18 protein-coding genes and 1 tRNA gene are annotated in these 18804 nt (G+C 63.0%); 11 read left to right on the top strand and 8 right to left on the bottom strand.

Annotation, left to right across the window (positions count from 1 at the left end; translation table 11 throughout):
* Positions 1-2: 2 nt before the first annotated feature.
* The 4 genes from fahA to RH950_RS10940 are packed head-to-tail and all read left to right on the top strand — an operon-like array spanning position 3 to position 4059.
* Positions 3-1256: a fumarylacetoacetase gene (gene fahA, locus RH950_RS10955; protein WP_350056609.1), complete on the top strand. Its 1254-nt coding sequence runs from the start codon at positions 3-5 to the stop codon at positions 1254-1256.
* A 26-nt stretch (positions 1257-1282) separates the two neighbouring features.
* Positions 1283-2233, top strand: a complete 951-nt coding sequence (locus RH950_RS10950) for an MBL fold metallo-hydrolase (protein ID WP_350056607.1) — start codon at positions 1283-1285, stop codon at positions 2231-2233.
* 15 nt (positions 2234-2248) lie between these two features.
* Positions 2249-3865 (top strand): FAD-dependent oxidoreductase, encoded by a 1617-nt coding sequence (locus RH950_RS10945; RefSeq protein WP_350056605.1) that lies wholly within the window; start codon positions 2249-2251, stop codon positions 3863-3865.
* On the top strand, positions 3862-4059 hold the full coding sequence (locus RH950_RS10940; protein WP_350056603.1) for a DUF2783 domain-containing protein: 198 nt from the start codon (positions 3862-3864) through the stop codon (positions 4057-4059). The genes RH950_RS10945 and RH950_RS10940 overlap by 4 nt, the downstream gene beginning before the upstream one ends.
* Positions 4060-4077: 18 nt before the next feature.
* On the opposite strand, the gene RH950_RS10935 is transcribed toward RH950_RS10940, so the two are convergent.
* From RH950_RS10935 to RH950_RS10925, 3 genes are all read right to left on the bottom strand, one after another.
* Complete coding sequence (locus tag RH950_RS10935; RefSeq protein WP_350056601.1) at positions 4078-4875, bottom strand: phosphodiesterase; 798 nt, start codon at positions 4873-4875, stop codon at positions 4078-4080.
* 399 nt (positions 4876-5274) lie between these two features.
* Positions 5275-6702: a uracil-xanthine permease family protein gene (locus RH950_RS10930; protein WP_350056599.1), complete on the bottom strand. Its 1428-nt coding sequence runs from the start codon at positions 6700-6702 to the stop codon at positions 5275-5277.
* A gap of 296 nt (positions 6703-6998) precedes the next feature.
* A complete protein-coding gene (locus RH950_RS10925; RefSeq protein ID WP_350056597.1) occupies positions 6999-7391 on the bottom strand; it encodes a GFA family protein in 393 nt (130 codons plus the stop codon).
* 77 nt (positions 7392-7468) lie between these two features.
* Between RH950_RS10925 and RH950_RS10920 the strand changes: the two genes are divergently transcribed.
* Positions 7469-8125 (top strand): glutathione S-transferase family protein, encoded by a 657-nt coding sequence (locus tag RH950_RS10920; RefSeq protein ID WP_350056595.1) that lies wholly within the window; start codon positions 7469-7471, stop codon positions 8123-8125.
* Positions 8126-8174: 49 nt separating this feature from the next.
* On the opposite strand, the gene RH950_RS10915 is transcribed toward RH950_RS10920, so the two are convergent.
* From RH950_RS10915 to RH950_RS10895, 5 genes are all read right to left on the bottom strand, one after another.
* Entirely contained in the window at positions 8175-9044 is an 870-nt protein-coding gene (locus RH950_RS10915) for an NAD(P)-dependent oxidoreductase (protein WP_350056593.1), read from the bottom strand.
* A 234-nt stretch (positions 9045-9278) separates the two neighbouring features.
* Positions 9279-10562 carry a type II toxin-antitoxin system HipA family toxin gene (locus RH950_RS10910; RefSeq protein ID WP_350056591.1) on the bottom strand — a complete coding sequence of 428 codons (1284 nt, stop codon included), beginning with the start codon at positions 10560-10562 and terminating at the stop codon, positions 9279-9281.
* Positions 10559-10867 (bottom strand): helix-turn-helix domain-containing protein, encoded by a 309-nt coding sequence (locus RH950_RS10905; protein WP_350056589.1) that lies wholly within the window; start codon positions 10865-10867, stop codon positions 10559-10561. Before RH950_RS10905 ends, RH950_RS10910 begins: the two co-directional genes overlap by 4 nt.
* Positions 10868-10940: 73 nt before the next feature.
* On the bottom strand, positions 10941-11600 hold the full coding sequence (locus RH950_RS10900; protein ID WP_350056587.1) for a site-specific integrase: 660 nt from the start codon (positions 11598-11600) through the stop codon (positions 10941-10943).
* Positions 11601-11964: 364 nt separating this feature from the next.
* Positions 11965-12039: transfer RNA gene (locus RH950_RS10895), tRNA-Val, on the bottom strand.
* 229 nt (positions 12040-12268) lie between these two features.
* Here RH950_RS10895 and RH950_RS10890 point away from each other — a divergent pair.
* From RH950_RS10890 to RH950_RS10865, 6 genes are all read left to right on the top strand, one after another.
* Positions 12269-13285, top strand: a complete 1017-nt coding sequence (locus RH950_RS10890; RefSeq protein WP_350056586.1) for an N-formylglutamate amidohydrolase — start codon at positions 12269-12271, stop codon at positions 13283-13285.
* A gap of 64 nt (positions 13286-13349) precedes the next feature.
* The gene (locus RH950_RS10885) at positions 13350-14183 is read left to right on the top strand and encodes a transglycosylase SLT domain-containing protein (RefSeq protein ID WP_350056585.1); all 834 of its coding nucleotides are present in this window, start codon (positions 13350-13352) and stop codon (positions 14181-14183) included.
* 105 nt (positions 14184-14288) lie between these two features.
* On the top strand, positions 14289-15017 hold the full coding sequence (locus tag RH950_RS10880; RefSeq protein ID WP_350056584.1) for an HAD family hydrolase: 729 nt from the start codon (positions 14289-14291) through the stop codon (positions 15015-15017).
* A 251-nt stretch (positions 15018-15268) separates the two neighbouring features.
* A complete protein-coding gene (locus RH950_RS10875) occupies positions 15269-16324 on the top strand; it encodes a TRAP transporter substrate-binding protein (RefSeq protein ID WP_350056583.1) in 1056 nt (351 codons plus the stop codon).
* Positions 16325-16471: 147 nt separating this feature from the next.
* Positions 16472-17086: a TRAP transporter small permease subunit gene (locus RH950_RS10870; protein WP_350056581.1), complete on the top strand. Its 615-nt coding sequence runs from the start codon at positions 16472-16474 to the stop codon at positions 17084-17086.
* Between the two features lie 51 nt (positions 17087-17137).
* A complete protein-coding gene (locus tag RH950_RS10865; RefSeq protein ID WP_350056579.1) occupies positions 17138-18742 on the top strand; it encodes a TRAP transporter large permease in 1605 nt (534 codons plus the stop codon).
* The last annotated feature ends 62 nt before the right edge of the window (positions 18743-18804 follow it).

Here is an 18804-nt window from a genome sequence, read left to right as displayed (position 1 = left end):
CCATGAAAAGCTGGCTCCCCGCCGCCAACGCGCCGGACTGCGATTTTCCGGTCCAGAATCTGCCCTATGGCGTTTTCTCCCGAAACGGCGAGCCGCTACGCTGCGGTACCGCCATTGGCGATCAGGTGCTTGATCTTGCTACGCTGGAACGGGACGGATTGATCTCCACAAATGGCGCACCCGTTTTCTCGGAACCGGCATTGAACGCCTTCATGGAACGAGGACCTGACGTCTGGACGAAAGTACGGGAGCGCCTGACAGACCTGCTGCGCGAGGGCGGTGACATCGCCCTCAAACAGAATGCAGAAGCCTTTCTGATCCCAATGGCGGACGTGACGTTGCATCTGCCCTTCCGGGTCAGCGAATACACCGATTTTTACGCAGGCAAGCAGCACGCCTTCAATGTCGGCACCATGTTCCGGGGACCGGAGAACGCCCTGCCGCCGAACTGGCTGCACATCCCCATCGGCTATAATGGGCGGGCCTCCTCTGTCGTTGTCAGCGGTACGGGTTTCCACCGCCCGAAAGGTCAGTTGAAAGCGCCGGACGCGGATGCGCCGAGCTTCGGGCCGAGCAGGCGTCTCGATATCGAGCTGGAAATGGGCGCCGTGGTCGGCACCGGGAACCCGATGGGTAGGCCGGTGACGGTGGCCGAGGCGGACGAAATGATCTTCGGTTATGTGCTGCTGAACGACTGGTCGGCGCGGGACATCCAGGCCTGGGAATACCAGCCGCTCGGCCCGTTCCAGGGAAAAGCCTTCTGCACCAGCATCTCGCCCTGGGTGGTAACCCGGGCGGCGCTAGAGCCGTTCCGGACAGCGACGCCGGAAAGGGAAAAGCCGCTGCTGCCCTATCTCGCGGAACCCGGCCCGATGCTCTACGACATCGCGCTTGATGTCGGCCTGACGCCTGCCGGATCCGGCGAGGAAGTCGTGCTGTCCCGGACCAACTACAGCACGATGTATTATTCCGCCGCCCAGCAGCTTGCCCATCATACCAGCGGCGGCTGCCCGATGCGGACCGGCGACCTGCTCGGCTCCGGCACGATTTCCGGCGACACGCCGGACAGCTATGGCTCGCTGCTGGAAATGAGCTGGGGCGGCAAGACACCCCTCACCCTACCGAACGGTGAGAGTCGCAGCTTCCTTGAAGACGGCGACCGGGTCACCCTGCGCGGGCACGCGGCGGGAGATGGCTATCGCATCGGATTTGGAGACTGCACGGGCACGGTACTGCCTGCGATCAAACAAGACTGACAAAGAACAAACGGGAGGACGGCCAAATGGCCAAGCAATTCGCGTCAGCCGGCGACATGGCGGAAAAGAAGATCACCTTCAGCGAGATCGGCCGCGACATCTGGGCCTTTACCGCGGAGGGCGATCCGAATACCGGTGTGGTGATCGGCGATGACAGTGTGATGATCGTGGACGCACAGGCCACCCCGCGCCTCGCCCACAAGGTCGTGGAGAAAATCCGCACCGTCACCGACAAGCCGATCAAATATGTCGTGCTGTCGCATTACCACGCCGTCCGCGTGCTCGGTGCCTCAGCCTACGGGGCGGAGCAGATCCTCGCCTCCGAGAAATGCCGGGCCATGGTGGCTGAGCGCGGGCAGGAGGACTGGGACAGCGAGTTCGGCCGCTTTCCGCGCCTGTTCCAGGGCCATGAATCGATCCCCGGCCTGACCTGGCCGACCATGACCTTCACCGACAAAATGACGGTCTATCTCGGCAAGCGCAGGGTCGACCTGATGCATCTCGGCCGGGCGCACACCGCCGGCGACATCGTTGCCTGGGTGCCGGACGAACGGGTCATGCTGACCGGCGACATCGTCGAGTACAAGGCCGCCTGCTATTGCGGCGACGGCCATTTCAGCGACTGGGGCCAGACCCTCGACAATATCAAGAGCTATGACCCGCTGGCCATCGCGCCCGGCCGCGGTGCGGCGCTGGTCGGCACAGACCAGGTCGATGCCGCGCTCGACTTCACCCGCGACTTCCTCATCAACACCTACCGTCCGGCCGCCGCCGTCGCCGCCCGGGGCGGGTCGCTGAAAGAAGCCTGGGATGCCGTGCGCGCCGCGTGCGACCCGAAATTCAGCGACGTGCCGATCTACGAGCATTGCCTGCCCTTCAACGTGACCCGCGCCTATGACGAGGCACTCGGCATGGACACGCCCCGGATCTGGACCGCCGAGCGCGACCGGCAGATGTGGGAAGCCTTGCAGGGCTGAGCCGGGAGCCGTCCCATGGCCGATATCTTCGAGCAGGCGCTCTACCCCTACCGGCGTTCAGCCGATCAGGATGCGGCGGCGCCGGTGCGCCATCCCGTCATCGTGGTCGGCGCCGGTCCGGTCGGGCTTGCCGCCGCGCTGGACCTTACCCTGAAGGACGTCCCGGTCCTGCTGCTGGACGACAATGACCGGGTCAGCACCGGCTCCCGCGCCATCTGCTTCGCCAAGCGTACGCTCGAGATCATGGACAGGCTGGGCTGCGGCCAGCCCCTGGTCGACAAGGGCGTGACCTGGAACAAGGGCAAGGTCTTCTTCGACGAGCGGAAGGTCTATGAGTTCGATCTGCTGGCCGAAGCCGGGCATCGCCGGCCCGCCTTCATCAATCTCCAGCAATACTATTTCGAAGCGGTCCTGCTGGAACGGCTGCGGGAGCTGGAAGCCGAAGGCCGCCCGGTCGAAATTCGAGGCCGCAACAAGGTCACAGGTGTTACCCGAGACGACAGCGGCGTCCAACTAACTGTCGAGACGCCCGACGGACCCTACAGTCTCGACGCCGACTGGCTGATCGCCTGCGACGGTGCGAAATCACCGATCCGTTCGTTCATGGGCCTCGATTTCCATGGCCGGGTCTTCGAGGACAATTTCCTGATCGCAGACGTAAAGATGGATGCGGATTTCCCGACCGAGCGCTGGTTCTGGTTCGACCCGCCCTTCAACCGGGGCCAGTCGGCGCTGCTGCACAAGCAGCCGGATGGTGTCTGGCGCATCGACCTGCAACTCGGCTGGGACATCGACCGGGAAATGGAGATGCGCGAGGAGAACGTGATCCCGCGCCTGAAGGCGATGCTTGGAGAGGAGGCTGAATTCAGCCTCGAATGGATCTCGATCTACACCTTCCAGTGCCGCCGGATGGAGCGTTTCGCCCATGGCCGCGTGCTGTTCGCGGGTGACAGCGCCCATCAGGTCTCGCCGTTCGGCGCACGCGGCGCCAATAGCGGCATTCAGGATGCCGACAACCTTGCCTGGAAACTGAAACTGGTGCTGGACGGCGCCGCGCCCGAAAGCCTGATGGAGAGCTATAACCGGGAGCGCGTGCAGGCGGCCGACGAGAACATCCTGAACTCAACCCGCTCGACGGATTTCATCACGCCCAAGTCGGATATCTCCCGGATCTTCCGCGACGCGGTGCTCAACCTCGCCGAAGACCATCCCTTCGCCCGGCCTCTGGTGAATTCCGGACGTCTCAGCCTGCCCACGGCCTATGTGGGCTCGGATCTGAGCGGCGAGGACGCTTTACCGGGCGGGCCGGAGCGCACGCGTCCGGGCGCGCCCGCCGTCGATGCCCCGGTCGGTGGCGGCTGGCTGCTGGAACGTCTTGGGACGGATTTTATCTTGCTTGGTCTCAATACGTCCCTGCCGGACATGCCCGGCGGCGATACGCTCCCAGTGACAGTCCTGACGATTGAAATCGAAGACGACAGGCTGGGCGCCTTGAGAGAGCGCTATCTCGGGAGGAACGAACAGGCCGTCTACCTGATCCGCCCGGACCAGCATATCGCGGCGCGCTGGCCCGCCCATGACCGCAAGGCCATATCCGCCGCCCTTGCCGCCGCGACCGGAGGGATGTCATGACGGATCTGAACACCGCGCCCAACCTGACGGATGCCGACGGCTTTTACGAGGCACTGATCGCCGCTCATAAAGACCTCACGCCGGAGCAGAGCACGGCATTGAACGCGCGGCTGATCCTGTTGCTGGCGAACCATGTCGGCGACCGGGATATTCTGCTCGCAGCCCTGAAGAACGCACGGGAGACGGGGCGCTAACCCCGCCGCCCTGCCCGGTTAATCGTCACTCGGAACGTAGGGCTCACCCTCGCCACCGGCAGAGCGGGCAAAGACAAAGACGCTCTCCGGCGTGGATTTTATGATCGAGAATTCCGGGGCCTCGTCAACGAAGCGGACATCGTCGACGCTGGTGAAGTCCAGATGGACCTGATGGTTGAAGCCGCGCTGGAGATAGAACGGGATACCGCGCCAGTGGCCGGAGATCGGCCGGTGGACATGGCCGAAGATCATCTGGTCGGGCTTGCGCTTCTGCAGCACCTCGTATAGCGCCTCTCCGTCCAGCAAACGGATTTCGTCCATGTGCGGGATGCCGAGATCGAACGGCGGGTGATGGACCGCGAGCACGAACGGCACGTCCGACGGCAGTGTGTCCAGTTCCCTGTCCAGCCAGGCCAGACGGGTCTCGCACAGGCGGCCGGCATGATCGCCCGGACTATCGACAAGGCTGTCGAGGCAGACGACGCGGGCATCGCCTGTATCGATTGTGAACTGGATGAAACCGCCGTCTATTTCCGGCGCGTCCGGAAAGACCGCGCGGAACGGCGCCCGGCTGTCATGGTTGCCCATCATAAGATGCACCGGCATCTCCAGAGGCGCCAGCACCTCCTTTAGTGTCTCGTAGGCTGCTTTCTCGCCGTAATGCGTAAGGTCGCCGGTGGCGAGCACGCAATCGACATCGCCGTGATCGCGGCGGATCAGGGAAACACCATCGGCAAGGCGCTGTTTCGGGCTTGTCCCGTAGAGGAGTTCATTGCCGGCAACGAAGTGAAGATCTGTGATCTGAATAAAGCTCATGGCACCGGATTCTTTCGGCCGGTCGCATGCCGGCAATATTCTGGACGATTGACGTATATAAAATCCCATCAGCCGGCCCGACCAGCGTCAAGAGCTCTCCGTCGATGCTGTCATGTCAATATCGGGCGCGTTCAAGTTCCGCCTTGTGCCGCAGCCTTCCGAAAGCGAATACGCGCCATTAGCCCTGCCCATGTCTCAGCGAACCGGAGCGATCAGTATCAAAGTCGGTTGACAGCCAGATGACAGTTTCGCGAACGACGGGAGAGATTCGTCCGCTCCGGATCTCGAAAGAGCTTTAGGGAACCCTGACTTTGATCAGGGCTCCCTTCTGCCGCGATGGTACGCGCCTCCTGCAGGACGGCCCGTCCAATCCACCAAAGCGTTGTAGATAGCCTCAGGTCACCCGCCCGGAAGCGATCCGCTGCCGCGCCCGGAAAGCCCGCCAGAGACCTCCTCGGTCGCTTCCCCCGACAGCTCGTTTGGCAGCACCAGATTCAGGACGATGGCGATGAACGCCGCCGGCAGCAGCCCGGATGTCATCAGGATGCGCAGGGAATCCGGCAGGTATTGCACCGCCTTCGGCTCCATCTGCAGACCGAGCCCGATGCTGAGGGCAATGGCGAAGATCACCATGTTGCGGCGGTTCCAGTGCACATCGCTCAGCATGGAGATACCGGCCGCGACGACCATGCCGAACATGACGATCACGCCGCCGCCCAGCACCTCGATCGGGATCGTCCGGATAATCGCGCCGACCTTCGGTATCAACCCGCAGATGATCAGGAAGATGGCGCCGTAGGTCACGACATGCCGGCTCATCACCCCGGTCATGGCGACCAGCCCGACATTCTGGCTGAAGGAGGTGTTCGGCAACCCGCCGAAGAACCCGGCCAGCGCGGTACCCAGGCCGTCGGCGAAGGTCGCGCCCTGGATTTCCCTGTCCGTCGCCTCGCGCCCGGCGCCGCCCTTGGTGATGCCGGACACGTCGCCCACCGTCTCCACGGCGGAAACGATAGCCATCAGACAGAAGCCGATGATCGCCGCACCTGAGAATTCGATGCCGTACTTGAAGGGTTGCGGCAGGGCGAAGACGGCGGCCCGTTCCCAGGACCCGCCGATGGCGCCAAGCGGCAGCATGCCGACGGCAATGGCATAGAGGTAGCCGACGACCAGGCCGATCAGCACCGCCGACACGGAGAGCATGCCGCGGGCGAAGAATTTCAGTCCGAGCGTGACCAGAATGACGATCCCGGCGGCCGACCAGTTCAGCAGCGAGCCGTATTCCGGCTGGTTCATCGCCGGCACGCCGCCTGCCGCATACTGGATGCCGACCTTGACCAGAGCCAGGCCGATCAGCGTGACCACAAGGCCGGTTACCAGCGGCGGCAGGGCGAAACGGATGCGGCCGATCACGGTGCCGAGCAGGGCATGAAAGATGCCGCCGACGATCACGCCGGTGAAGAGCGCCGCCAGCCCGTCCACCCCCTTGCCGGCGACCAGCGGGATCATGATCGGCAGGAAGGCGAAGCTCGTTCCCTGCACCACCGGCAATTTCGCGCCGACCGGGCCGAGAGAGAATGTCTGCAGCAGCGTCGCCAGCCCGGCGAACGCCATCGACATCTGGATCATGTAGAGCAGTTCGGGAAAGTCCGGAGAATTGGAGCCGAATCCGAAACCGGCGGCCCCGGCGACGATGATGGCCGGGGTGACGTTCGAGACGAACATCGCCAGCACATGCTGGATGCCGAGCGGGATGGCGGTCATTGGCGGCGGCGCGAAATCCGGATCGCGAAGCTGTTCCGGTGTTCCGATGGAATTGTCAGACATGCGTGCACTCCTGCTGTTCAGAAGACCGGGCATTTCCCCTGGCTTCGCTTGTTCACGCACGGAGCGTCTGCGCGGCCCCCGCCGCGGCGCGAAGTCTTGAGTTTTCTGTACCATACTTGCCAATCAATGAGAATTGCCGGCAAGACATCAACCAAAGGTCGCCGCGCGGCACCAAACGCGCGGATCGAGCGCCGAAATCCATTCCGCCGCATCAGCCGGCAGAGATCCGATGAAACGTCATAGCTGATCCAGGACGCCCGGCACCGCGAACCGGCGCCGCCACCCCATGGCGCACCCTATTCCTCGGAGCGGCCCGCGGCATCGCGATCGCGGTCGTATCGTCTCGCAAGCGGAAACGGCGGCAACCAGGATTCGCGACGAACGGTCCAGAGCTCGTAGGTTGGCGTCAGCTGATCGGGTGCATCCAGGGATCCCAGATTCACTTCGACTTCGTCCGCGCTGCGCCCGAATACGGTCGAGCCGCAGCGCGGACAGAAAGACCGCCCTTCATAGTCGCGTGCCTCGCCTTTGATCGTCACCGCATCCTGCGGGAACACCGCGGACGCATGAAACAGGGCCCCGTGATGCTTGCGGCAGTCCAGGCAGTGACAAAGGCCGACACGGTACGGCCGTCCCGATGCCACGAAGCGGATATTGCCGCACAGGCATCCTCCGGTGAATTGGTCCATGCTGGATCTCCTTTTGGCATAACGAAAGCTGACGCGACCGGCCGCACTCTACGCTAGGGTGGCACACGGTACATATAATGCGGGAAGAGGCTGCCACGATGAAGCTCTACTACACTCCTAATTCACCCTATGCCCGGATCTGCAGGATCATCGCGATCGAGAGCGGATTGGGCGAGATGCTGGAGCTCGACTGGGTGGGCCTGCGGACGCCGGACAGCCCGGTCATCCCGCTCTCGCCGCTGGGGCGCATCCCGCTGCTGCAGGACGATGACCTCGTGCTCTCGGAGGCGCGCCATATCTGCGCCTATCTCGACGAGAAATCCGGCAGGCGGACCGTCGCACCCTATGGCGACTGGCAGGCCGTGGCGGCGGAGGCACAGTCGCTTGCCTTGCTCGATGTGATCACCGTCTGGTCGCGCGAGATGCGGCGCAACGAGGCGGAGCGGTCCCGGTCCCTGCTGGAGGTGGCCGACATCCAGGTCCGGCGTGGCCTGGCCCACCAGAATGCCGCTGTGGAAGCGCCCGAGGGGAAAGCCCCCGCTGGCGCCCCGCCGATCAGTTTCGATGCGCTCTGCATCGTGGCCGCGCTCGGCATGATGCAGTTCTACGGGTTGGTGCCCGACTGGCGGGAGAGCTATCCGGTCCTCGCAGCCTGGTCGGATGCCTATGACAGCATCGCGTCCATCGCCGACAGCGCCCCAAGCCAGGATGCGCTGCGCCCTCTGACCCGCTGACGCCTTGCCCCGGAACAGGGGCGGAAAACCGAGCGGACGACGCCCCCCCTTATCCCTTCGGGTACAGCGTAACAACCGCGCAGCCGTCCTTGTCGGCGTGCCCCTGCGCGACCAGCAGGCGGAAAAGCGTCAGAGCCTGCCCGGCCATCGGCATGGCGAGCGGCAGGTCCCTGGTGGCGGTGTGCAGCATCTCCAGATCCTTCAGGACCTGCCGGGCATAGCCGCGCGGCTCGAAATCCTCCGCGGCAAGCCGGGGCATGAGCGATTTCAGCAGGTTCGAGCCGGCATGACCGGCTTCCAGCGCATCCGGGATCCTGGTCGCGTCGACACCGTAGGCTTCGGCCAGGCGAAAGGCTTCGGCGATGACGCAGTAATTGGTCAGGACCAGGGTCTGGTTGACCAGCTTCGTCGCCTGCCCGGCGCCGACAGCGCCCATCAGCGTTGCTTTGCCCAGCCCCTCAAGGATCGGCGCGACCCTGGCGAAGTCATCGTCCCGGCCGCCGGCCATGATGGCGAGCGCGCCCGCTTGCGCCGCGTCCGGTCCGCCGGAGACCGGCGCGTCGACAAAGCCGATACCGGCGCCGGCAAGGGACTCCGCGAGGGCGCGTGTCAGCGGAATGTCCGTCGTCGAGTGGTCCACGATAACCCTCCCGGCGCGGCCGGTTGCCGCCAGAATCCCGCCCGCGCCGCGGATGACATCCTCGACGGCGGCGGGTGTCGTGACGCAGATCAGCACATGCTCGGCTTCGGCCGCGACCTCCGCCGCCGAGGCCACGGTGCGGGCGCCGAGACGTTCGGCGGCCGCCCGCGCGTCCGGCTTCAGGTCCGTGCCGACAACCGCATAACCCTGCGCGATCAGCCGCTCCACGAAGGCAAGCCCCATCAACCCGAGACCGACAAAACCGACTGTGGCCATCATGGCACCTCCTTCACGGAAACAAGTACGAGAGGGAGAGTGTTGCCGCCGGAGGGAGCGAGGGCAAGCCGGGTGGTGGAATGAGCGCCGAACAGAGGGTGACGCCAGGGGGATCGGCCGGCCGGCGTGGTACACCTGCTCCCAGCCCATGCCCTGCTTTTCCCGACCGCAAGACCCGCCCTGGAACAGCCGATCCAGGCTGATAGGCGACCTGCGATAGAGTAATGAAGCATATGATCAGCTCTTAAGTTCCGGAGCGCCTCTCAAGGCGCGCTCCAGGTCTCCGTGCTCGAACGCACTGGCCATCCGCAGGATGGCTGCCTCGGGCTCACCTACGCGCTTTGCTACGGCCCGCCACCTAGCAACCGCTATAGCGACCTCACCAATGATCTCGCACGCCCGCTCTTCCTTGAGCCGAAAGTCCCGGCACACCTCCAGTGCCAGATCGATCGAGCAGGTCCCGTCATCGAGCGAGATGGTGGTGGTCAGCACACGCGCCTTCAGATCCGTCGGCGTCGGGTTAAGATCGTATGCGGGCGAGAGCCGCCAGCCGTCCGGGCCGGTGCGCAGGAAACCATGGTTACGAAGATGGTCATCGACATTGGAGATGAGAATATTGAACACCATCCGGCGGTAAAGTTCCTCTAGGTCGGCACGTGTGCGGGAGCCCATGCGGGACAGCTCGTCGGCGATCTCGATGTAGCTCGCCCGCTGCCCGTCGGTGAGCTGAAGCATGGACAGGGCCGACAGGAACGGGATGCGTGCCCCCTTCTCCCTATCAAACCGCCAGGAGATCAGGACCGGGCGTCCGTCGACCCGATGCAGTTCATGCCTGGGCGTGTAAATACCGGCATCGGCGGCAAGCAGCAGGGCGATGTGCTCCCAGGTCTCGATGCTGTATTCGTCGGTCTCCTTGGGGAACTTGGCGATGGCCATGCGGCCCTCGGGATCGATCACCGAGGCCTTCGGGCGGGCGCCTCCAAGAGAGGAGCCCGGCGCGAACATCATCCGCAGGTCCTCGTCCGTCTCCTCATTCCGCTCGATGCGCCGGACGCTCTTCAGAAGCGTGCCGAGCGCAATGAAGGGAGCAACACTGTCCTGGTCGGGCGCGAGGAACACGTCTCCCCCCTCCTCCCTGAACCGCAGAGCCCCGAGCCTGGACCGATCTGCGACACCAAGCAGGAAGTCCAGCTCTCCCAGTGTCCTTGGCGTGCGGCTCTCCAGCTCCGCCTGTCGCCGCTCCCGGCGCCGCATTAGCTGACGCCCCCAGGTGTCCGGTGCGGAGTCCCCGATGGTGCCGAAGATCTGGTGGCCCTGCGGGGGATGGTAGGTGCTCGTCGTCAGCGGCAGGGGTGGCTCCAGGACGAAGCGCTGCGGGTTCGCCAGCCAGTCCTCATGGTACCGGAAAGACACCGTCTCGCCGCCCCGGCGGCGCTGACGGTAGAGCGTTCCGACGCGATGGTCGGCATCCCCGAGCGCAATCCAGACCTCGGCGGTGTCGAACTGCCCCGCTCCGGTCATTTCGGTCGCACCCGCTGGGGCAGCGCATCAATATCAAGGTCGGTACCCAGCGCGTCCTGAGCCGGGTCGACCAGGGACGTCAGCCGGTCGAGGAGCCCGAGCGCATGGAGGACGGAGGCGTAGGTGCCGATGTTCACCCCGGGGTCACCATTCTCGATCCGGGCCACGGTCTTCCGTGAAGCCAGCGCGCGCTCCGCCACCACCTGCATCGTCAGATTGCGGCGCTTCCTGGCGATCCTGATATCTTCTCCCAGACGGCGCAGAGACCGCTGAACGACACTCGAAGGCATGTTAGGTGTTGGCATTAAAGTCCCCATCAAGAACCTTTAAAATTACTTAATGTATCACGATGGATACATTAATCAACGTCTCCTGACGTTACCCCAAGGCCGACACCAGCGCGACCTCGGGCAGGCTGAAACCCCGCTCAAAGAGCCGGCTGATAGCCTCATGCCGCAGGTCATGGAAGTGGACGTCCTCGATCGCCGAGCGCCGCAGGATACGCTTCCAGGCCATCTTGACCCCTGTCGTGGTCGTCGCGAACACCCTGGTGTCGTCGCTCAGGTCGGCTCCACACCGAGCCACCTCCAAGGCACGTCCGCTCAACGGTACCAGCCGGCTTCGACCGTTCTTTGAGATCCGGACCAGGGCCAACCGCTTCTCATAGTCGATGTCCGACTTCTGGAGCCCCACGATCTCACCCTGACGCATGGCGGTTTCGAGTGCGAATGTCACCACCAGGGGGATCGCCTTGTTCCTGCAGGCATTGCAGGCAACCTCCAGCCGCAACTCCTCGTCCTCGGAGAGCCTGCGTGTCCGGCCGGGTCCCGGCTTGGGCTTGAGGATCAAGCGGAACGGGTTCTCGGCACCAACCAGCCCCCAGGACCGCTCGGCAACATCCCAGACATGTTGGAGAGTTCCCAGGTCCCGGCGCACGGTATCGACCGACACCAGCGCGAGACGACGGTCTCGGTAGTCCGCCGCATCCGACGTGGTGATCGAGCCCAGAGTCTTCCTTGCGATCCGGTCAAGCGCCATCTTCCCGAGGCGCAACTCCTCTATGGGGGAGCTGCGCTTGGCTGGTGTGATTTCGCGTTTGTACCGTTCAATGAGGTCACCGAGGGTCGTTCGGCTCGGACTGAGGCTTCCCGTGTTGACTTGGCGGCCCCGAAGGTCCTTCTCGATCTGAGCCGCCCAGCTGACGGCGTCCTGGTACCGATCAAAGGTCTTGGTGAGCGCAGGCTTGTCCTTGACCCGGACCTGGGCTTGCCAGCGGCTTTTACGCTTGCGGATGGTAGGAATGGTTGGACCTCACTGTGACAAACGGTGTGACAGCAAGTCGTTCAAAGGGGATTTCAGCTGGACCTACTCACATAAAGATCAACGATCTCAATGGAGTAAATGGTGGGCGCGACTGGGATTGAACCAGTGACCCCTACGATGTCAACGTAGTGCTCTCCCGCTGAGCTACGCGCCCTATATCCTGCGGCATCGGGAAAAGTGCGCCGCGAAGGAGGCGTGTGTATAGCCAGCGGATTTCCGTTTTGCAAGACCTGATTTGTCAGCGTCGCCATGGTCTTTTACGCCATGCCGCGGCGGCGGCCGGATGGCGCGGGCGGCCGAAAGGACAGGGGCTGCTTCTTGGTTTGCCCCGTCCCGGTTCCATATTAGGGTGGTGGGCGAATTGTCGGCCCGGGAGACTGCATTTGCCTGCACATGACACAAACGGACCTGCTGCCCGGGATACCGCGGGCGCGGCGGCGGCCGCGCTGATCGAGCCCGGCTTCCTGAGCGCCGGCGATGTCGCCCTGCACCCCGCCCCGGCGGTGCCGGACGAGATCGCCGGGGTCTACCGCATTGCGCGTCCGGCGCATTGTACCAGCCCGCTCGTCGTTGCCTCCCCGCACAGCGGCCGGATCTATCCCAAGGACCTGCTCGACGCCACCCGGCTCGGCCTGCTCGATCTGCGGTCGTCGGAAGACAGCTTCATGGAGCAGGTGCTGGAGGGCGCGAACGACGCCGGCGCACCGCTGCTGACGGCGCTGTTCCCCCGGGTCTATGTCGATGTGAACCGGGAGCCGTTCGAGCTCGACCCGGCCATGTTCTCCGATCCGCTGCCGGACGAGGCCACCACCGACAGCATCCGGATTTCGGCCGGGCTCGGCACCATCGCCCGCGTGGTCGCCAATTCCGAGCCGGTCTACGGCCGCAAACTCACCTTCAGGGAGGCCGAACACCGGATCCGGGACTTCTACGCGCCCTATCACCGGGCCCTGCAGCGCCTGATCGCCGAGGCGCTGGAACAGTTCGGCTTCTGCCTGCTCGTCGACGGCCATTCCATGCCATCCAGCGCGGTCCGCCATGTCCGCAGCGAGCGGCGTCCGATCGATATCGTCCTGGGCGACTGTCACGGCGTGACCGCCGCCGCCGCCTTCATCGAGCGCGCCGAGGATTTTTTCAGGGAGCGGCACTATACGGTGCGGCGCAACAGCCCCTATGCCGGCGGGTTCGTCACCCGGCACTACGGCCGGCCCGGAATCGGCGTGCATGTCCTGCAGATCGAGATCAACCGTGCGCTCTACATGGACGAGCGCCGGATCGAACCCCTTTCCGGACTCACTCCGCTGAAGAGAGATATAGCAGGCCTTTTGAGCGCATTGTCGGATTCCGCCCGACGGATGGCGGAGACCGAGGCCGCTCCCGTCCGCGCCGCGGCCGAATAGTCCGGCGCCCGCCCCGAAAACGGCACGGTCCTTGCTTCTGTTTTGCCGACACAGGAGCCAGACCATGCGCTATCTATCGACACTGATCCTTTTTGCCGCTTTCAGCCTGCTGTTCACGCCCGATGCACAGGCGCTCGGGCCGTCGGACAGGATCTGCGCCAACGCGACCCGTCACGCCGAGGAAGAACATCGCCTGCCGCGGCATCTGCTGTTCGCCATATCCCTGAAAGAAACCGGGCGCTGGAACGACGAGCGCAAGGAAAGCTATACGTGGCCATGGACGGTGACCTCCGGCGGAGAGGGGCGCCACTATCCGACGATATTCGCGGCCATGGCCGAGGTGCGCCGCCTGCTCGCCGCGGGCACCACGAATATCGATGTCGGCTGCATGCAGATCAACCTGCGCTATCACGGCACCGCCTTCGAGGATCTCGCCGAAGCCTTCGACCCGTTGAAGAATGCCGGCTATGCAGCCCGGTTCCTGACCGAACTGAAACAGCGGCACGGCTCCTGGCGCGATGCCATCGAGCATTATCATTCCGGTAACAGCGTGCGCGGCAGGAATTACCGGGAGGCCGTCTCCAAATTGCAGCAGCAAGCCTATAAGGGCGACTCTCTCACCATGGCCGATCCCTCGGCCGACAATATCGAGCTCGCGGCCGCCGCTGCGGAACGGGCCGACGCCCTTGCCGCAAGAGCGCTGGCCCGGCAGGAGAGGCAGGCCGAGGAACAGGCCCGCCGCGAAGAACGGGCCGCGCGCCAGCGGAAGATCGCCGACGCACGTGCCCTGGAACTGCGCCGGGAATTCGAAGATCGCAAGGCCCGTTTGCTCGCCGCCTGGGAAAAACGCAAGGCGGAACGGCGGGCCAGATCGGGTCAGATCGCCTCGGCGGACTGACCGTCCCGCCAACCGTCTCGGCACCGGTACAAACAGATCTTGCGGCCGCACGGCGCACGGGCCAGCCTAGTGCTTTCTTGCCATCCAGATTTCACGGAGCCAGCAATGTCCGGGCCTGTCCGCGGCGTCCTGTTCGACAAGGACGGCACACTGACCGATTTCAAGAAAACCTGGGTTCCCGGACTGCTTTCCGCAGCGCGCCACCTCGCAGTGCTCCATGCGCTCGACACCGACCCCGATGCCCTGACCAGGGCCGCCGGCGGCGACCCACAGCAGAAAAGCATCGCCCCCGGAAGCCTGCTGGCACAGGGAACCGCAACCGAGGTCGCAGAGCTCTGGTGTGCCCTCGCCCCCGGCCTGCCAGCGTTACACGAGACAGCGGCATCGCTTGATGCCTACTGGCTCGATCACGCGGCCCGAACCCTGACCCCGGCCTGCGACCTCGAAAAGCTGTTCTCGGCGCTTCGCGCCCGGGATATCCAGATCGGCATTGTCACGAATGATGCCGAGCGCGGCGCCCGGGACCTGATCGAGACATTCGGACTGCGTGACCAGGTTGATTTCGTTGCCGGGTATGACAGCGGGCACAGGCCGAAGCCGGCGCCGGACATGATCGAGGCCTTCCTGCGCGCCCGGGGAATGGAGGCTGCGGACACTGTCATGATCGGCGACAGCAAGGCGGACATGGAAGCTGGAAGGGCCGCCGGGTGCCGCGCCACAATCGGCGTCCTGACCGGAGCGACTCCGGAACCGCAATTGGCCGATCTGGCGGATTTTGTCATTGCCGATGCCGGACACCTGCCGAGCCTGCTTTTTTCAGGCGCACTGACCTGATTCTTCGGGAAATTCAAGAGAAATAACGTATACGAAAACGTATTTTCTCCTGACTGGAAAATACGCCCCCGCACGCCGGCTTTGGAATTGAAGCCTTTGACGGCATGAGAAATCGTGGCAATACTTCGCGCACCACGGGACCAAAAAACACCGGACGTCGTCCGGGGGTTAAAAAAAACCACACTGTGGAATAACGCTAAAGAGGCTCGGATAACCGGGTCCGGAAGCAGATTGAACAAGGGAGGAAGTTCATGAAATCGGGTTTTCTGAAATCATTCGGCATGATTGCGCTCGCATCGACGTTCGCAATTAGTGTCGGCTCCGGTGATGCCGAAGCCAAGAAAGTACGCTGGAAGATGCATGCTGCGTTCGGCCAGAACGTAAAGGTACTCGGCGCGCCGCCGCATCGCATTTCCAAGGGCATCGACCGGATGTCCGACGGCGACTTCGATATCAAGGTGTTTGAGCCGGGCGCACTCGCCGGCGGTTATGCCTATTACGATCCGGTCAGCCAGGGCGCCATCGACTCCGCCTTCGGCACACCGGGCGCCAACCAGGGCAAGAACTCTGCCTACGCATTCCTGTCGACCTGGCCGTTCGGTCCGGCCGCGCCGGAATTCGTCGCCTGGTTCAAGCATGGCGGCGGTGTTGAGATCGGCAGCGAGCTTTATGCCCGCGACAACATCAAGTATCTGCTTTGCGGCATGATCCCGCCCGAAACATCCGGCTGGTTCCGCGAGAAGATCACCTCCCTCGACCAGCTGAAGGGCCTGAAAATGCGCTTCTTCGGTGTCGGCGCGAAGGTGATGCAGAAATTCGGCGTCTCCACCCAGCAGCTTGCGGGCGGCGACATCTATCCGGCCCTGGAGCGTGGCACCATCGACGCCACGGAGTTCTCCATGCCGGCGATCGACCGGTCCTACGGCTTCTACCAGATCGCCAAGTTCAACTATTTCCCCGGCTGGCACCAGCAGTCCACCTCCAACGAAGTCCTGATCAACATGGACAAGTGGAACGAACTGTCCGATGGCCAGCAGGCGATGCTTGAAATCTCCTGCGACAAGAACGTGACGGACATGATCGCCGACGGCGAAGCATTCCAGTTCGAAGCGATGATCGCTAACGAGAAGGACGGCGTTGAAAACGTAACCTGGCCGGACTCGATTCTCGACCAGCTGCGTGGCGCCTGGGAAGAAGTTCTTGCCGAAGAAATTGCGGCCAATCCTGACGTCAAGGTTGTGTGGGACAGCTACTCGAAGTTCCACGAAGGCTTCAAGGTCTGGGGTGAACGCGGTTACCTGAAATAAGACAGGACGCATGCGGGAGTCCCCTTTTTGGGGGCTCCCGTCTCTTTTTTTGCGCCCCGGGCGGGCCCGACGGAAATCCCGGCTGATAATGTCCCGACAGCGGACGCAGCCCACTTCCGGTCCCCATAGGAAATCGAGGTTTCAGAAATGAAAGCCGCACTGAACATTGCGAGCGTCCTGGATCGCATCTCCCGCAAGGCGGGCAAGGCTAGCGCCTGGCTCATCGTGCCGCTCGTGTTCATCATCATGTTCGATGTGATCACCCGCAAGGTCGACTTCATCCGACTCTATTTTTCCGAATTCTCGATTGATTACGGGTATTCGGTATCGACCATCCTGCAGGATCTTGAGTGGCACATTCACGGCATTATCCTGTTGATGACGTTCGGTTTTGGTTATCTCGCCAACGCGCATGTCCGCGTCGATGTGTTCCGCGAACATCTCCGTCCGCGCCGGCAGGCCTGGCTTGAGTTCATCGGTCTGATCGTCATGGCCGTGCCGTTTATTTTCCTGATGGGCTGGCAGTCCTGGATCCTGATGGCGGTCTCGTTTCATCAGGGCGAAGGCTCGGAATCCCTCACGGGCATTCCTTGGCGCTATGTCATCAAGTCTTTCATGATCATTGGCATTGTCGTGTTGAGCATGGCCGTCATTGCAACGCTCTGCCGCCTTGCCGCCTATCTGTTCGGCTCACGCGAAGAACATGAAGAGGCACGGGATTCGCTCGAGATCTTCAACTACGAACATCACCGGCCGGAATGAAAAATGACCAAAGAAAAACCGGCAATCTCTCAGGGGGCAACGCGGTAAACGATGTTTGAGGTTCTTTACGATCACATGTACGAATTCATAGGGGCGTACATGTTTCTCGCCCTGGCGCTGATGCTGTTCACCGGACTACCCGTCGCGTTCGCGCTGGGGGGGGTCGCCGTCGGGTTCGGCGCTCTGGGAATCTGGCTTGATGTGCTCGATTTCGCGGTCTTTTTCCAGGTCATCCAACGGATCTGGGGCGGAGACGGCGCATCGGGAGCCATCCAGAACCCGATCCTGGTCGCCATTCCCTGTTTCGTCTTCATGGGCACCATGCTGGAACGGTCCCGCGTGGCCGAGGACCTGCTGCATATCCTGCAGGTGCTGTTCCGCAAGGTGCCTGGAGCGCTGGCGCTTGCGGTTACCGTCATGGGCACCATCATGGCCGCGACGACGGGCATCATCGGCGCGTCCGTCGTCATGATGACCCTGATGGCGCTGCCGACGATGATCTCGCAAAAGTACGACCGCTCGCTTGCCACCGGCACGCTTGCGGCAAGCGCGACCCTCGGCATTCTCATTCCGCCGTCGATCATGCTCGTACTGATGGGCAGCCTGCTGGCGGTCTCGGTCGGCAACCTCTTTATCGGGGCGATCTTCCCCGGCCTTGTGCTGTCCGGTCTCTATGTCGCCTATATCGTGACCATGGGCATCATTTCTCCGGAAAAAGCCCCGCCGATCGCCGAGGACGCGATCCAGATGGAGCCGAGCAACAAGGCGAACATCGCCAAATTCTTCGGCTTCAGTGTGGTTGCAATCGGCTTCTGTTACTTCATGGAGCAGAGCCATCTCGCGGATGTCTTCAACTGGGGCCTGATCGGCTTTCTCATGGTCTTCGGTGTGTCCATGATCATCGGGCGCATGGAGGGCGACAGCTACCTGGGCGGTGTCCTGAGAGGCTTCGTGCCGCCAATCTTCCTGATCACGCTGGTGCTCGGCTCCATTTTCGCCGGCTGGGCAACGCCGACCGAGGCCGCAGGCGTCGGCGCATTCGGATCCCTGATCCTCTCCATCTCCAACAGAACCCTGAGCTGGGAGGTGCTGCGCGACGTGGTGCACCGGACCGGCCTGACCACGGCGATGATCTTCATGATCTTCGTGGGTGCAACAGCATTCTCGACGATCTTCAGGAACGTCTATGGCGAAGACCTGATCATCGAGTTCATCGAGTGGCTCCAGCTTGGCCCCTGGCCGCTGTTGTTCATGCTGATGTTCGTGGTCTTTATTCTCGGCTTCTTCTTTGACTGGCTGGAAATCACCCTGATCATCCTGCCGGTCTTCGCGCCGGTGATCCAGACCTTGGCACCGGCATTCGCGCCCCATCTCGGACTTGAAGCACCGACCAACAACGCTCAATTGGAGTTCGTTCAGCAACAGGTCATCTACTGGTTCGCCATCATCGTGGCGATCAACCTGCAGACATCCTTCCTGACACCACCCTTTGGGTTTGCCCTGTTCTACATGAAGGGCGTGGCCAAGGAGATGGTCTCCATGCAGGAAATCTACAAAGGCATCATCCCCTTCGTGATCCTGCAGCTGATTGGTCTCTCCATCGTTGTCATGTGGCCTGAAATCACACTCTGGCTGCCCAGTGTCCTGCTGAAATAAGCAGGTATCCATCAAACAAAAAAGCGCCCGGCAATGCCGGGCGCTTTTGCATTGTGGTCCGT

The sequence above is a fragment of the Nisaea sp. genome, from assembly GCF_040217065.1.
In the GTDB taxonomy this organism is placed as follows: Bacteria; Pseudomonadota; Alphaproteobacteria; order Thalassobaculales; family Thalassobaculaceae; genus Nisaea.
Note: the sequence above shows the minus strand (reverse complement) of the source record. Positions and strands in the feature narration are given on the sequence as shown.

Bases quoted from the DNA above. Each gene is read 5' to 3' on its own strand.
- RH950_RS10900 (WP_350056587.1), bottom strand. From the start codon at position 11,600: ATGGCGCTTGACCGGATCGCAAGGAAGACTCTGGGCTCGATCACCACG.
- RH950_RS10950 (WP_350056607.1), top strand. From the start codon at position 1,283: ATGGCCAAGCAATTCGCGTCAGCCGGCGACATGGCGGAAAAGAAGATC.
- RH950_RS10885 (WP_350056585.1), top strand. From the start codon at position 13,350: ATGCGCTATCTATCGACACTGATCCTTTTTGCCGCTTTCAGCCTGCTG.
- RH950_RS10865 (WP_350056579.1), top strand. From the start codon at position 17,138: ATGTTTGAGGTTCTTTACGATCACATGTACGAATTCATAGGGGCGTAC.
- RH950_RS10910 (WP_350056591.1), bottom strand. From the start codon at position 10,562: ATGACCGGAGCGGGGCAGTTCGACACCGCCGAGGTCTGGATTGCGCTC.
- RH950_RS10935 (WP_350056601.1), bottom strand. From the start codon at position 4,875: ATGAGCTTTATTCAGATCACAGATCTTCACTTCGTTGCCGGCAATGAA.
- RH950_RS10905 (WP_350056589.1), bottom strand. From the start codon at position 10,867: ATGCCAACACCTAACATGCCTTCGAGTGTCGTTCAGCGGTCTCTGCGC.
- RH950_RS10880 (WP_350056584.1), top strand. From the start codon at position 14,289: ATGTCCGGGCCTGTCCGCGGCGTCCTGTTCGACAAGGACGGCACACTG.
- RH950_RS10925 (WP_350056597.1), bottom strand. From the start codon at position 7,391: ATGGACCAATTCACCGGAGGATGCCTGTGCGGCAATATCCGCTTCGTG.
- RH950_RS10940 (WP_350056603.1), top strand. From the start codon at position 3,862: ATGACGGATCTGAACACCGCGCCCAACCTGACGGATGCCGACGGCTTT.
- RH950_RS10875 (WP_350056583.1), top strand. From the start codon at position 15,269: ATGAAATCGGGTTTTCTGAAATCATTCGGCATGATTGCGCTCGCATCG.
- RH950_RS10930 (WP_350056599.1), bottom strand. From the start codon at position 6,702: ATGTCTGACAATTCCATCGGAACACCGGAACAGCTTCGCGATCCGGAT.
- RH950_RS10945 (WP_350056605.1), top strand. From the start codon at position 2,249: ATGGCCGATATCTTCGAGCAGGCGCTCTACCCCTACCGGCGTTCAGCC.
- RH950_RS10920 (WP_350056595.1), top strand. From the start codon at position 7,469: ATGCGGGAAGAGGCTGCCACGATGAAGCTCTACTACACTCCTAATTCA.
- fahA (WP_350056609.1), top strand. From the start codon at position 3: ATGAAAAGCTGGCTCCCCGCCGCCAACGCGCCGGACTGCGATTTTCCG.
- RH950_RS10915 (WP_350056593.1), bottom strand. From the start codon at position 9,044: ATGATGGCCACAGTCGGTTTTGTCGGTCTCGGGTTGATGGGGCTTGCC.
- RH950_RS10870 (WP_350056581.1), top strand. From the start codon at position 16,472: ATGAAAGCCGCACTGAACATTGCGAGCGTCCTGGATCGCATCTCCCGC.